The 12534-nt window shown below is 67.5% G+C and carries 15 protein-coding genes; 6 read left to right on the top strand and 9 right to left on the bottom strand.

Annotated elements, in window-relative coordinates; all coding sequences use genetic code 11:
- Window positions 1-44: 44 nt before the first annotated feature.
- The gene (locus G6N36_RS20340) at window positions 45-257 is read right to left on the bottom strand and encodes a hypothetical protein (protein ID WP_163683906.1); all 213 of its coding nucleotides are present in this window, start codon (window positions 255-257) and stop codon (window positions 45-47) included.
- Between the two features lie 341 nt (window positions 258-598).
- Here G6N36_RS20340 and G6N36_RS20335 point away from each other — a divergent pair, with 341 nt between their 5' ends.
- The 3 genes from G6N36_RS20335 to G6N36_RS20325 are packed head-to-tail and all read left to right on the top strand — an operon-like array spanning window position 599 to window position 2819.
- Window positions 599-940 carry a rhodanese-like domain-containing protein gene (locus G6N36_RS20335; protein WP_163688661.1) on the top strand — a complete coding sequence of 114 codons (342 nt, stop codon included), beginning with the start codon at window positions 599-601 and terminating at the stop codon, window positions 938-940.
- A 34-nt stretch (window positions 941-974) separates the two neighbouring features.
- A complete protein-coding gene (locus tag G6N36_RS20330) occupies window positions 975-1988 on the top strand; it encodes a DUF4328 domain-containing protein (RefSeq protein WP_163688660.1) in 1014 nt (337 codons plus the stop codon).
- 6 nt (window positions 1989-1994) lie between these two features.
- Entirely contained in the window at window positions 1995-2819 is an 825-nt protein-coding gene (locus G6N36_RS20325; protein WP_163688659.1) for a glycerophosphodiester phosphodiesterase, read from the top strand.
- Between the two features lie 86 nt (window positions 2820-2905).
- On the opposite strand, the gene G6N36_RS20320 is transcribed toward G6N36_RS20325, so the two are convergent.
- Genes G6N36_RS20320 through G6N36_RS20310 form a run of 3 tightly spaced genes read right to left on the bottom strand, consistent with a single transcriptional unit; the run spans window position 2906 to window position 5742 of the window.
- On the bottom strand, window positions 2906-4123 hold the full coding sequence (locus G6N36_RS20320; protein ID WP_235690121.1) for an LCP family protein: 1218 nt from the start codon (window positions 4121-4123) through the stop codon (window positions 2906-2908).
- Between the two features lie 25 nt (window positions 4124-4148).
- A complete protein-coding gene (locus tag G6N36_RS20315; protein WP_163688658.1) occupies window positions 4149-4916 on the bottom strand; it encodes a CPBP family intramembrane glutamic endopeptidase in 768 nt (255 codons plus the stop codon).
- A gap of 28 nt (window positions 4917-4944) precedes the next feature.
- Window positions 4945-5742, bottom strand: coding sequence for a DUF2470 domain-containing protein (locus G6N36_RS20310; protein ID WP_163688657.1), 798 nt, complete (start codon window positions 5740-5742; stop codon window positions 4945-4947).
- A gap of 111 nt (window positions 5743-5853) precedes the next feature.
- Between G6N36_RS20310 and pheA the strand changes: the two genes are divergently transcribed.
- Together pheA and G6N36_RS20300 are read left to right on the top strand one after the other, a co-directional pair.
- Window positions 5854-6738 (top strand): prephenate dehydratase, encoded by an 885-nt coding sequence (gene pheA, locus G6N36_RS20305; protein ID WP_163688656.1) that lies wholly within the window; start codon window positions 5854-5856, stop codon window positions 6736-6738.
- Window positions 6735-7421 carry a histidine phosphatase family protein gene (locus tag G6N36_RS20300; RefSeq protein ID WP_163688655.1) on the top strand — a complete coding sequence of 229 codons (687 nt, stop codon included), beginning with the start codon at window positions 6735-6737 and terminating at the stop codon, window positions 7419-7421. The genes pheA and G6N36_RS20300 overlap by 4 nt, the downstream gene beginning before the upstream one ends.
- On the opposite strand, the gene G6N36_RS29935 is transcribed toward G6N36_RS20300, so the two are convergent.
- From G6N36_RS29935 to G6N36_RS20285, 3 genes are read right to left on the bottom strand one after another with little or no spacing between them, the layout of a single operon-like run.
- Window positions 7385-7594: a hypothetical protein gene (locus G6N36_RS29935; protein WP_163688654.1), complete on the bottom strand. Its 210-nt coding sequence runs from the start codon at window positions 7592-7594 to the stop codon at window positions 7385-7387. The two genes, G6N36_RS20300 and G6N36_RS29935, sit on opposite strands and share 37 nt — an antisense overlap.
- Before the next feature lie 59 nt (window positions 7595-7653).
- Window positions 7654-7995: a metallopeptidase family protein gene (locus G6N36_RS20290; protein ID WP_179964956.1), complete on the bottom strand. Its 342-nt coding sequence runs from the start codon at window positions 7993-7995 to the stop codon at window positions 7654-7656.
- Between the two features lie 16 nt (window positions 7996-8011).
- Window positions 8012-9421: a septum formation family protein gene (locus G6N36_RS20285; protein WP_163688652.1), complete on the bottom strand. Its 1410-nt coding sequence runs from the start codon at window positions 9419-9421 to the stop codon at window positions 8012-8014.
- 115 nt (window positions 9422-9536) lie between these two features.
- Between G6N36_RS20285 and serS the strand changes: the two genes are divergently transcribed.
- The gene (gene serS, locus G6N36_RS20280; RefSeq protein ID WP_163688651.1) at window positions 9537-10796 is read left to right on the top strand and encodes a serine--tRNA ligase; all 1260 of its coding nucleotides are present in this window, start codon (window positions 9537-9539) and stop codon (window positions 10794-10796) included.
- 4 nt (window positions 10797-10800) lie between these two features.
- On the opposite strand, the gene G6N36_RS20275 is transcribed toward serS, so the two are convergent.
- A complete protein-coding gene (locus G6N36_RS20275) occupies window positions 10801-11433 on the bottom strand; it encodes a TetR/AcrR family transcriptional regulator (protein WP_163688650.1) in 633 nt (210 codons plus the stop codon).
- Between the two features lie 9 nt (window positions 11434-11442).
- Entirely contained in the window at window positions 11443-12516 is a 1074-nt protein-coding gene (locus G6N36_RS20270; RefSeq protein ID WP_163688649.1) for an NAD(P)H-dependent amine dehydrogenase family protein, read from the bottom strand.
- Window positions 12517-12534: the final 18 nt, after the last annotated feature.

Below are 12534 nucleotides of genomic sequence, written 5' to 3'. Positions count from 1 at the left end.
GGCCCGTTTTTTCGTGCTGGTGAGTTTTCCCGGAGCGACGTCGATCAGTACAGGACGATCAAGGCGAGCACGCCCAACAGGACGAGCGCGATCACACCGGCCCGCATACAGGCCATCAACTGGCCCCGGGTGTAGATGTTGGCGGAGGAATGCCACTCAGACGGCGGTACCGCGGACCCCGGCCCAATCGGATGCGACGACGTCATTAACAGCTCCTGACCTGCACGATCGATACCCTCCCCGGTGAGATCGGTCACAATGCCCACGTAGTGACCGCGATCATAACCCCTGCCGCTGGTCGGAAGAAATCGGCGCGAAGAAGTGTTTAGAACCGCAGGTGGGGGGTACAAAACCCGCGACAGCCGTCAAGAGGCGGATGGTTAGCCTGGCGAGGTATTTCGCTCAGGCTCGCTCCGGCTGTTGATTGTCGGCTTGATCACATCCCAGTTATCCACAGTGATCTTGAGTAACCGCACAGATTCACCGGCTCAGACTCCTTTTGTCCTGATCTTGGGCCTGTGGATGAACCTGTGGAAACTGTGGATAGCCGGGAATTGCTGGCCTGGGCGGACCCGCCGCCATATGCGAGCATTGGCCCATGGACTCCGACGCGGTCCCGCAGGCCGACATCGCGACCGTTCCGGCGAACTTCGACGAATCGGTGATCTTGCTCGACGTTCGCGAAGACGACGAGTGGCAGCGCGGCCACGCGCCAGGCGCCCGGCACATCCCAATGGGCCAGATTCCGGCCCGTATGGCCGAGATCGACACCTCGGCCACGTTGTACGTCGTATGTGGGGTCGGGGGCCGCTCGCAGCGGGTCGCCCAATACCTGGCGCAGAACGGGTACGCGCCCATCAATGTCAGCGGTGGCATGCACGCGTGGGCGGACGCCGGACGACCGGTGGTCACCGACGACGGTGGTGCGGGCGTCGTCTGAGCAATCGCTGCCAATTGCTGGTTAGGCTGGTCGGATGATCCAGGTCTGTTCCACGTGCGGAACGCGCTGGAACGTGCGTGACCGCCGACGGGACTGGTGCCCGCGCTGCAACGGCGCGCTGCTCGCGCCGACGGGTCCAGCCTCCGCTGCACCGGGGGCCCCACCGTCAGGTAGGAGACTGCCGCCGGGGTATCGCTGGATCGCGGTGCGTCCGGGATCGGCGCCACCACCGCGCCCGACTCGTCGCCCCCTCGGTCCGACCCCGCGCTACGCATTCATCCCGCGCTGGGGCCTCGTCGACCGTTTCGACTCGATCGATCGGCAGCAGCAGGCGCCGCAGCGCCCTGGCCCGTCCGCCGGGATCGTGCGAACCACCCTGGTCGCGACCATGGCCGTGCTCGGCGCAGCGGCGCTCGCGCATCTGGTGCGCTACGCACTGCTCATCGTCAATCGCAGCACGTTGCTCAACCCATGGGTGGCGGGTGGCGTGACGTGGATCGGCGTCGTGCTCAGTGTCATCGCGATGTTCACGGTGGTCGCCAGCGCGGTGGTGCTGACGAATTGGCTCATCGGCCGCAGGGCCGCCGCCTACGCCTATCGGGGGCAGCCGGACCCGCGGTCGCTGTGGTCGCTTCGTGCGGGTTGCCTTGTGCCCGTCGTCAACCTGGCCTGGGCGCCGGTGTTCGTCATCGAACTGGCTGGCGTCGAGGAGCGGTTCACCTGGCTCCGCAGATCCATCGCGGTGTGGTGGCTGGTGTGGGTCGCCAGCACCGCGGTGTCGGTGTTCTCCATTGCGACGAGCTTCGCCACCGAGGCCCAGGCCATCGCCGACAACACGGTGACGACCACCGTGGCGTATCTACTGGCGTTGGCCGCCGTTCTGCTCGCCATGAAAGTGTTCGACGGGTTCGAGCGCCAACCCGTCGAGAAACCGTCCAAGCGCTGGGTGATCGTGCCCGACGCCGCCGTGAACACCGAGACGCGACGCGACACCGAACCCGAGAATGCCGCTGCGGTTGAGTCCGAAGGCCAAAACCCGGCAGCATAGGTACCTATGAACTCGGGCGACGGCACGCTCGCCGGCCATCCGTTCGTCGTGGCGCACCGCGGTGCGTCCGGTGAACGCCCCGAGCACACCCTGGCTGCCTACGAGTTGGCACTGAAGGAAGGTGCCGACGGCGTCGAATGCGATGTGCGGCTGACCCGCGACGGTCACCTGGTCTGCGTGCACGACCGCAGGGTGGACCGGACGTCCAACGGAAGCGGACTGGTGAGCGAGATGACGCTGGCTCAGCTGCGCGAATTGGATTACGGCGCTTGGCATCCCAGCCGGGAAGTCGGCGGTGCGACCGGTGACACGGGACTGCTGACGCTCGACGACCTCGTCAAGCTGGTGCTGGACTGGAACCGCCCGGTGAAACTCTTCATCGAGACCAAACATCCCGTTCGCTACGGCGCGCTGGTCGAAAGCAAGGTCCTCGCACTGCTGCATCGGTACGGCGTCGCAGCACCGGCTTCGGCCGATCTGTCGCGCGCCGTGGTGATGTCGTTCTCGGCCGCGGCGGTGTGGCGCATCCGGCGCGCGGCGCCGATGCTGCCGACCGTGCTACTAGGAGAGACGTCGCGTTTTCTCGGCGGCAGCGCCGCGACGACCGTCGGCGCGACCGCGGTGGGCCCGTCGATATCGACGCTGCGCGAGCATCCCGAACTGGTGGATCGCGCCGCCGCCCAAGGCCGGGCGTTGTACTGCTGGACCGTCGACCACTACGAGGACGTGCACTACTGCCGAGACGTCGGCGTCGCCTGGGTGGCGACCAACCACCCGGGCCGCACCAAGGACTGGCTGCAGAACGGGCTGACCGGGGTGCAGAGCGACTAGAGCGCGCCGCCGTGGGCGTTTGTCGCGCGTAACCGCACGTCGAGAAATCAGCCTGAATCGCGCCATGACGCCGCCAAGGCCGCCTGTCAGGGCTGTGCGTCGATGACGTCCTGTGGTACCGGCGCGTCGGTTTTCAGTGCGGCGAACAATTGGTCGGCGACCTCGCTGTCCCACACCACGATCGATCCCGAGTCGCCCTCGGCGAACTCGCCGATCGGCACCGTCGTCGTCGTGACGTCCCCCCGCAGCGCCCAACCGAGCCGCGCCAGGTCCCAGATGTGGTCCTCCTGGCCGACGGTGACCGCCCCCGACGCGGCGTGCGCCATCGGATACCAGCGCAGCGGGTTCAGCCACACCGCGGGACTGGCCGCGCGGTGCAGCAGGGCGGACATGAACTCGCGCTGATTCACCATCCGGTCCAGATCTGCCCGCGGCGTGGCCCGCGTGCGGACATAGCCGAGCGCGGTGCGGCCGTCGAGCTTCTGACAGCCCGCGGGCAGGTTGATACCCGCCAGCGGATCGTCGATCGGCTCGGCGGGACACATGGTCACGCCGCCCACCGCGTCGACCATGACGGCGAACCCGTCGAATCCGATCTCGGCGTAGTGGTCCAAGCGAAGCCCGGTGGCCTGTTCTACGGTCTGAGCCAACAGCGGCGCCCCGCCTTCCAGGAATGCCGCGTTGATCTTGTCGCTGCCGTAGCCGGGGATGTCCACGTACGAGTCGCGCGGGATAGACACCATCGTCGTCGGGGTGCTGGAACCGAGACCGGGGATGTGGACCAGCAGAATCGTGTCGGTGCGGCCGCTACCGAGGTCGCCGCCGGTGGCCAACTCCGCCTGTTGTTCGGGTGTCAGCGCCTGTCGGCTGTCCGACCCCACGAGTAACCATGTCGTACCTGAGCCCGCCGTGGGTCGGTCCGGGTAGTCGGCCAGTGCCGGGATGCGGTGCAGCGACGAGTCGATCCAGACTCCACCGCCCACGATGGCGACGACGAACAGGAGCAGCAGCACAAGCAGTGTTCGGCCCCAATGACGTTTGCGCCGCGGCTTTTTCGGTGCCGGCGGCGCTGGTGGGCGGGCCTGAGGTGCCGGCGGCCGCACCCGTGGCGGTGGCGGTGGTGGCCGGTGCGGCGGTGGCGGCCTCCGCTGCGGTGGCGGTGGCGGTGGCGGGAGTCGATGCCGAGGGTTGGGTGGCTTCGGTAGCGCCGAAGGCCGGTAGTTGGGATCGCGCCGGATCACCTGCGACGGCTCCCGGCGTTGATACGGGTCGAAACCCGGGTGCTGCTGCCGGTTGTCGTCCACAGCAAGAATGTACGTCGGCCGGACCCTACTGCAGCCAGTTCAGCTGGCCCGCCGCCAATGCGTATCCGACGAATGCGACCGCGTCGATCAGCGCGTGCGCGACGATCAGCGGCCACAACCGCCCGGTGCGCAGGTACACGTAGCCGAAGACCAGGCCCATCGCCACGTTGCCGAGGCCGGCGCCGAAACCCTGATACAGGTGGTACAGACCGCGCAACAGGCTCGTGATGATCACCGCGGTCAGCGGGCTGATCCGCAGTTGGCGCAGGCGGGTGAGCAGGAACCCGACGACGATCACCTCCTCGGCCCAGCCGTTCGCGAACGCGACGAGCAGCAGCACGGGAATGCGCCACCAGGTGTCGTACAGCTCCGCGGGTTCCACCGAGGCGTTCATGCCCAGCACTCGTGAGAGCAGATAGAACGCCAGGCCGGGCAGCCCGATCAGCAGTGCCAGGCCGACGCCGCCGAGGAGGTCGGGACGCCACTGGATTCTGCCCAGCCCAATTTGGGCGGGACCGAACCCGCTGCGCCACAACAGGTATAGACCGAGAGCACCCCACGCCAGCAGCTGGAAAACCCACGAGAGGTTCAACCCGAGGTCGATCAGGTCGAATGGTGACCGTCGCGGGTTGAGCGCCACGACCTGTCCGGACAGCCCGAGCAGGACTGCTTCGATGAGGTTGAGCAGGGCGGTGTAGGCCGACAGTCCGAAGGTGACCGCCAATACGACGACGATCTCGATGCGCAGCCCACGGCGCTGCGCGTCTGTCAGGTCGTCGGGGGCGCCGGTCACCGGGCCAGGCTAGCGGCCTGGCGGCGGCTCAGAGCCGACGCGCGCGCAAGCCGTTGAGGAACGGGCAGCCCATCAGCACCCGGAGCGCCTGGGACAGACCGCTGACGTCGTCGACCGGCTTTGCGAAGGGCAGCCGAACGTCGTGGTCGCCGTCATCGCCCTCGATACGCAGCTGGACACCGTAGCGATCCAGGCCGAGGGGACGGACGCGTCCGCGGCGCAGCGAGCCGGGAAGTCGGCTGGCCAACCGGTCGACCACCTCGCGGTGCGCGGACTCCATGTGCTGCAGCCAGCACGACTCCATCGCGCAGAAGGGGTCGGGTCGCGCACCCAGCAGCGCGCTCAAGCCGACGGATTCGGCCCCGGTGGAATCGGCGACGACAACGGAGTCGATCTCGAGCCTCATCAACGAGTAGCGGGTGTCCTTCTCGGAGTCGGGTCCCGAGTTCACCTGGAGCAAGGCGGGATTCGGATCCTCGGCCGCGATGAGGTCGAGCAGCGCACGGACCTCGCCGGAGGGGACGTCGTGCAAGCGGCCGCGGATCCACACCAGTGACCGCACCGGTTCACGCAGTGGCAGCGGGGCGTAGTCGGTCATTTCCAGCACCGCCTGGACACCGGCCGCACCCGCCGAAACCACCATGTGAGCGACGGCGCCGTCGATCGGAACGGTGATCGCGAACGAACCGTCGTCGAGCAGGTGGTGCACCGGAGATTCGGCGGGTTCCAGCCCTTCGACCGCGAGCATCGCCCCGCCGGCCCGTGCGAATGCGCTGCGGATGCGCTCGGCCGTCGTCGGTGTGGCTTTGGTCTCCAGCTCTGTCATGGCCAACCTCCCGTAGATAAGGTGAGCCTAACTTAACTATGGAGCCTGCGGTCGCGCAAGGCTTACGCGCAGCGGAACGGGATTACCCAGGTGAACCGATAGGGTTGGACCGTGACCCGTATCGCATATCTCGGACCCGAGGGGACCTTCACCGAGGCGGCCTTGCGGGGCATGGTCGAGGCTCGACTCGTTCCCGTGACCGAGTTCGAATGGTTTCCGACGAGCAGCCCAGCCGCCGCGCTGGAAATGGTGCGATCCGCAGACGCCGCCTTAGCGTGCGTGCCGATCGAGAACTCGATCGACGGTTCCGTGCTCCCGACACTGGACAACCTGGCGACCGGTTCGCCACTACAGATCTTCGCCGAATACACCCTCGACATCGCCTTCACGATCGCGGCGCGCAGCGGCGTGGCCGATCCCGCCACGATCGCCGCGTTTCCGGTGGCGCGCGCCCAGGTCGCGAAGTGGGTCGCGAAGAACTATCCAGACGCTGAATTCCAGGCGGCGAACTCCAACGCCGCGGCGGCCGTCGACGTCGCCGAAGGCCGCGCCGATGCCGCCGTCACCACCGCGCTTGCCGCGCAACGCCACGGGCTGGAGGTGCTCGCCGCCGGCGTTGTCGACGAACCCAACGCACGCACCCGGTTCGTGCTGGCGGGACCGGTCGGCCCACCACCGCGGCGGACCCACGCCGACCGCACATCGGTGGTGCTGCGGCTCGCCAACGTTCCCGGGGCGCTCGCATCGGCGCTCGGGGAGTTCGCCGCCCGCGACATCGACCTGACCCGCATCGAATCGCGGCCAACCCGCACCGAATTGGGTACCTACATCTTCTTCCTCGACTGCGTCGGTCACGTCGACGATGCGCCCGTCGCCGAGGCACTCAAGGCTTTGGTCGAACGTTGTGTGGATGTGCGATATCTCGGTTCATGGCCAATGGGCTCGGCCACACGGACGCAGGTGTGGGAAGACCAGGTGCGGGAGGAAGAAGGGTGACTGGACGGCTGGTGCTGGTCCGGCACGGACAGTCACACGCCAACGTCGAGCGTCGGCTCGACACCAGGCCGCCGGGGGCGGAACTGACCGACCTCGGTCGCGACCAGGCCCGGTCCTTCGCGCGCGGACTCACCGACAAGCCCGGCCTCATCGCGCATTCGATCGCGGTACGCGCCTCGCAGACCGCGCGTGAGATCGCCGACGAACTCGGCGTGGACACCCACGAGCTGGAGGGGATCCACGAGGTTCAAGTGGGTCACCTCGAAGATCGTCACGACGACGCGGCCATCGAGGAGTTCAACAGCATCTACCAGCGATGGCACGAGGGCCATGTCGACCTGTCGCTGCCCGCCGGGGAGACGGCCAGCCAGGTGCTGGAGCGCTACCTGCCGGTCGTCACCCAGTTGCGCATCCGCTACCTCGACGACGACTCGTTCTCCGGCGACATCGTCGTGGTCAGCCACGGCGCCGCAATCCGGCTGGCCTCGGCCGTGCTGGCCGGCGTCGAGAGCAGCTTTGCCCTCGACCACCACCTGGGCAATACGGAGGCGGTGGTGCTGGCGCCGATCACCGATGGACGCTGGAGCTGTGTGCAGTGGGGGACGATACTGCCGCCGTTCTATCCCGAGCCCGACGTGGATCCCGTTCAGGACGCTCTCGAGTCGGCCGACCCGATGGGCTGAGCCGCCTCAGCGCACGTGCAGCCGACCGCTTCGCAGTCGATCGCGAAACCGTGCACCACTTCAGGAGTTCGGCAATCCGGCTCGGTGCATTCGGTACGGGCCAGTGCGTGGTGGATGACGGTGCCATGGCAGTGCTCGACCCCGGCCACACAGGCACGGCATCGGCTGCTCATCTGCCCAGTTTCTCGCGCGACGGCACGCATGTGCTCCAACAGCGCGGCGTGTCGGCGGGCTAACCCCAGCCGAGTTCGTGCAGACGGTCGTCGTCGATGCCGAAGTGGTGCGCGATTTCGTGGATGACGGTGATGGCCACCTCGTCGACGACCTCCGCCTCGGTGTCGCAGTAGTCCAGCAGGGCGCCGCGGTAGATCGTGATGGTGTCCGGTAGCGATCCCGCGGCATACCAACTGTCCCGCTCGGTCAGCGCGACCCCCTCGTAGAGCCCCAACAGGTCGGGTTCGTCGGCGTTGCGGTCCTCGACGAGGACGACGACGTTGTCGAGCGCCTTCGTCAGCTCTTGGGGGATCAGGTCGAGCGCGTCGGATACCAGTTCGTCAAACCGTTGCGGGCTCATCCGCACGGTCACGCGGCTACGGCACCGGTGCAGGCGGCGGAGGCACCGCCGGTGGCGGTGGTGCCGGCGCGGGTGCCGGCGGTGGTGGCGGCGGGGGCAGTTCCGGTGGCGGCGGTGGTGGCGGAGCCCCCGGGGGTGGGGGCGGTGGTGGTGGCGCACCGGGCGGTGGGGGAGGCCCGTTGAGGAAGGTGTTGCCGGGCGCGGCGGGGTCCGTCGTCGGCGCGGGCGTTTCGGTGGCCTGCGCGGAGCCCGGCATGTGCTGGGTCTGGTTGCCGTAGTCGGAGTCGTCCGTCGAGGACGATGAGGACGACGACGACGACGACGACGACGAGGATGACTCTTCGGGCTCGTCGGGCATGGGGATCGGCGGGAAGTTCAGCCGCTCCTCGGGGATGTCCGGCGGCGGCACGGGCGGCTGACCGTTGATCATCAACGGGCCTTTGGCGCTGTTGAGAAGCGTTGACCAGCCGCCGTTTCCGAGGGTCGCCCCGATGCTGCACGAGACCTGGCGGCTGCCCGCCGACCACGTCGGCAGCGAGATCGTGCTGTAGATGAGGGTCAGGGTGGTGCTTCGAAGTTGGATGGGCGCCAGGTAGGCGTCCGTCATCCGGGTGCACGCGTCCTTGATGAAGCTGTCCTGCTCGGACTCGGGGGGCAGGCCGGCGGGGAACTTCTCGGCCAGGTTGACCGCGCCGGTGACCTCCATCGCGTGCGGTGCTGCGCAATCGATCGGAATGTCGGTGGGCTGATTGGTCGACGGGTCGATACCCAGGCACGTCCCCGCGGGCCACACCTTCGACTGGTCGATGTCGGCGACCTTGCCCTTGAACGCCAACTGTTGGTTGTTGGGGCCGGGCAGCTGCATCCCGCAGAGCATCCGCCGCTCGCCGGACTGCTTCCACGCCTTGTCGCCGGACCACAGCATGCTGATGGTGAAGCGGCTATTCGGGTCGAAGTCGGTGCCCAGGTAGCGCTTGACCGCGGCCGAACACTGCTCCTGGCTGATCTGCTGGATCCGGGCGGTCGACGGCGGCGCCGCGTCGGGACCGTACTCGCTGCCGGGGAACGTCCGCATGTCCACCGACTCGGCGACCTCGAAGCGGTGCTCGTCCTTGCAGTCGACGATCTCCGCGGCATCGGGCGTGCGGTCGGGCCAGTTGAGGCAGTCGCCGGCCTTCGCGTGCTTGAAGGTGTCGTTGCCGCGGGGGCCCAGGGAGATTGTGCTCGCCGTCAGGCCCGAGCTTTCGGTCTGTGGAATCGCGGTGATCAATCCGGCGATGAGCAGGCCGCCGAGCGCGGTCAGCAGCAGTGCGCGGCGGGTCGAGGCCGCCTGCAGGCTGCGCCACCAAGGCGCCCGCGACGAGGGCCGGCCTGCCTCGTCGTCGTGCGGATATTCCAGGGTGGGTGCTTCAGACATCTGCTCCATTGTGACAGGCGTGTCGGGCCCTGTGACAAGTGTTGCAGTTGTAACGTTACGAGGTTGTGGCTGGGGCAGCGACCTCGGCTGTTCCCCACCGGCCGCCAAAAGTAGTGTTGCGCCCGTGATCGACCTCAAACTGCTGCGCGACAACCCGGACGTGGTGCGCGCATCGCAACGCGCCCGCGGAGAAGATCCTGGTCTCGTCGATGCCCTCCTCGACGCCGATGCCGCGCGACGGTCCGCGGTGTCGTCCGGCGACAATCTGCGCGCCGAGCAGAAGACGGCCAGTAAGAAGGTCGGCAAGGCGTCCGCGGACGAGCGGCCCGCGCTGCTGGCTGCGGCCAAGGAACTGGCCGACAAAGTCAAGGCCGCCGAAGCCGAGCAGAGCCAGGCCGAAGCGGCGTTCACCGCTGCGCACATGGCCATCGCGAACGTGATCATCGACGGTGTCCCCGCCGGTGGTGAGGACGACTTCGTGGTGCTGGACACCGTCGGCGAACCCCGCGCCATCGAGAACCCGAAGGACCATGTCGAACTCGGCGAGTCGCTGGGGCTCATCGATCTCGAGCGCGGCGCCAAGGTGTCCGGCGCGCGGTTCTATTTCCTGACCGGCGCGGGAGCGCTGCTCCAGCTCGGACTGCTGCAGCTGGCCGCGCGGCTGGCCCAGGACAACGGTTTCACGCTGATGGTGCCTCCGGTGCTGGTGCGCCCAGAAGTCATGGCGGGCACCGGCTTTCTCGGTGCGCACGCCGAGGAGGTCTACCGCCTGGAGGCAGACGATCTGTACCTCGTCGGTACGTCGGAGGTGGCCTTGGCCGGTTATCACGCCGACGAGATTCTCGATCTGTCCGACGGCCCGCTGCGCTACGCGGGGTGGTCGACGTGCTTTCGACGCGAGGCGGGCAGCCACGGTAAGGACACCCGCGGCATCATCCGGGTGCACCAGTTCGACAAGGTCGAGGGATTCATCTACTGCAAGCCGGACGAGGCCGAGGCCGAACACCAGCGGCTGCTCGGCTGGGAGCGCGAGATGCTGGCGAAGATCGACGTCCCGTATCGCGTGATCGACATCGCTGCAGGGGATCTGGGCTCGTCGGCCGCACGCAAGTTCGACTGCGAAGCGTGGGTCCCGACGCAGCAGACGTACCGGGAGCTGACCTCCACCTCGAACTGCACCACGTTTCAGGCGCGCCGTCTTTCGGTGCGCTACCGCGACGAGAACGGCAAGCCCCAGACCGCGGCCACCCTCAACGGCACGCTGGCCACGACGCGCTGGCTGGTGGCGATCCTGGAGAATCACCAGCAGCCCGACGGCAGCGTGCGGGTGCCAGAAGCCCTGGTGCCCTTCGTCGGAACCGAAGTGCTGGAGCCCAAATCGTAGGGTCTCAGCGCCGCTCGGCGCTGTGCGTCTGCACGTAGGCTGTCAGTACGTCGACCAATGCGCGCCGGTCCCTGGACGTATCCAGCGGCTGTGACGAAATGATCTGTGCCACAACAATTCCCCGAAGACATGCCCAGATGTGGTTCCCGATCTCCTTGGCGTGCCTGGGGTCCAGGCCCGCACCGAGGTGTCGGCCGAGCTCGGTGAGCTGACGCATGGTGTCCGCCAGCCGCTTGTTGACCGCATCGTCACGGCCCGAACGTGTGGCGATCAGTATCTCGATGGCCGCCATCGACGTCGGGCTCGAGAACGCCGACCACGCCGCATCGACGACCACCTGCGTGCGTTGTTCGATAGCCAGGTCGGCGGTGGTGTCGGGTACCGCGGCGAGAATCTCGGTGAGCTGGCGGAAACCTTCGTCGACGACCGCGATGAGGAGTCCGTTCAGATCGCCGAAGTGGTACTGCACCACGCCCCAGGTCACCCCGGCCCGCTCGGTGATGCGACGCACGCTGGGCGCGGCGAAGCCCTCGTCGAGGATGTAGCGGACGGTCTCGTCGATCACCATCTGCCGGGTCCGCTCGGCGCGCAGCTGGTTACCCCCTGGGGGACGCCGCGGTTGGACTGCACCTGCCATGGACAGACTTCACCACATGACACCGCGGATGTGATCCAGCGGTCGGAGGTCGTGAGCGGCGAGAATTCCGGCGGGTGCCCGGCACACCGCTTCGATGGCGTTGATCGGTCGTGCTGCGGTGGCGATCACGCCGCCCTGGTTGTGGTCCGTCCCGCCGAGGCCGACATGGGTGTTGATCTCGACACCGGGGTCGCCTTCCACGACAACGCGATGCACTCCCGGGCGGCCGTCCGGCGGGACGGCCCAGTGCGGAGCGGCGGCGTCGGTCAACCGGTTCACGTGTTCCATGGTGATGACGACTTCGCCGTTGCGGATGCCTTCGACACCGAAGCGCACGGCCGCGACCTTGCCCACCTCGACATCCATCATCGTGCACGAGATCGGTTCGGGCGTAGTCCATTTCTCGTGGCGCTCGCGTATTTCGTCGAGTTCCACTCCCAGGTCCGCGGCGAGGCTGCGCACCTGGATTCCCCACATCGACTCCAGCACGCCCGGCATGAAGAGGATCGGTTGCTGATCCGGTTCGGTGCCGAAACCAAAGGTGACGCCGGTGAATTCGGCGTCGTCATAGGTGGCGTAGTCGCAGATCTCCTGAACGGTGATCGAGTCGGCGCGACCGGCCAGGCTCAGCGCCGTGTACACGAGCGTATCGCCGGAGTAACCGGGATCGATCCCGTTGATGTACAGCGTCGAATTGCCCTGCCGACAAGCCTCTTCGAGAGGTCTCCGCAGCCATTCGGCGGTGAACTCGGGCGCGACCAGCCAGACGAACGATGATCCGACGACGTTGGTTCCGGCGCGCAGGAAGCGCGCGATGTCTTCGGCCGCCTCCGCCGCGCGGGTCTCGGCCTGCGAGGTGTAGACCACGCAATCGGCGCCGAGCGCCAAGAGCGCGTCGATGTCGTCGGTGGCGATCACTCCGGTCGATTCGGCGCTCCCGCACAGCTCCGCCGCGTCCCGACCGATCTTGTCGGCGCTGGCCGCGTGCAGGCCCACCAACTCGAGATCCGGACGTTCGATGATCGTACGCAGTGCGTGTACGCCAACGTTGCCGGTGGAGAACTGGATGATGCGCCGTGTCATTCTCGGTGTCCTCGCGTC

The sequence above is a fragment of the Mycolicibacterium gadium genome (genome assembly GCF_010728925.1).
GTDB classification, from domain to species: domain Bacteria; phylum Actinomycetota; class Actinomycetes; order Mycobacteriales; family Mycobacteriaceae; genus Mycobacterium; species Mycobacterium gadium.
This window is presented reverse-complemented; position numbering and strand designations above follow the sequence as displayed.

What these genes read in the sequence shown, in the direction of transcription:
- G6N36_RS20335 (WP_163688661.1), top strand. Translation starts at nt 599, where the DNA reads ATGGACTCCGACGCGGTCCCGCAGGCCGACATCGCGACCGTTCCGGCG.
- G6N36_RS20330 (WP_163688660.1), top strand. Translation starts at nt 975, where the DNA reads ATGATCCAGGTCTGTTCCACGTGCGGAACGCGCTGGAACGTGCGTGAC.
- G6N36_RS20325 (WP_163688659.1), top strand. Translation starts at nt 1,995, where the DNA reads ATGAACTCGGGCGACGGCACGCTCGCCGGCCATCCGTTCGTCGTGGCG.
- G6N36_RS20310 (WP_163688657.1), bottom strand. Translation starts at nt 5,742, where the DNA reads ATGACAGAGCTGGAGACCAAAGCCACACCGACGACGGCCGAGCGCATC.
- G6N36_RS29935 (WP_163688654.1), bottom strand. Translation starts at nt 7,594, where the DNA reads ATGAGCAGCCGATGCCGTGCCTGTGTGGCCGGGGTCGAGCACTGCCAT.
- G6N36_RS20290 (WP_179964956.1), bottom strand. Translation starts at nt 7,995, where the DNA reads ATGAGCCCGCAACGGTTTGACGAACTGGTATCCGACGCGCTCGACCTG.
- G6N36_RS20285 (WP_163688652.1), bottom strand. Translation starts at nt 9,421, where the DNA reads ATGGAGCAGATGTCTGAAGCACCCACCCTGGAATATCCGCACGACGAC.
- G6N36_RS20275 (WP_163688650.1), bottom strand. Translation starts at nt 11,433, where the DNA reads ATGGCAGGTGCAGTCCAACCGCGGCGTCCCCCAGGGGGTAACCAGCTG.
- G6N36_RS20270 (WP_163688649.1), bottom strand. Translation starts at nt 12,516, where the DNA reads ATGACACGGCGCATCATCCAGTTCTCCACCGGCAACGTTGGCGTACAC.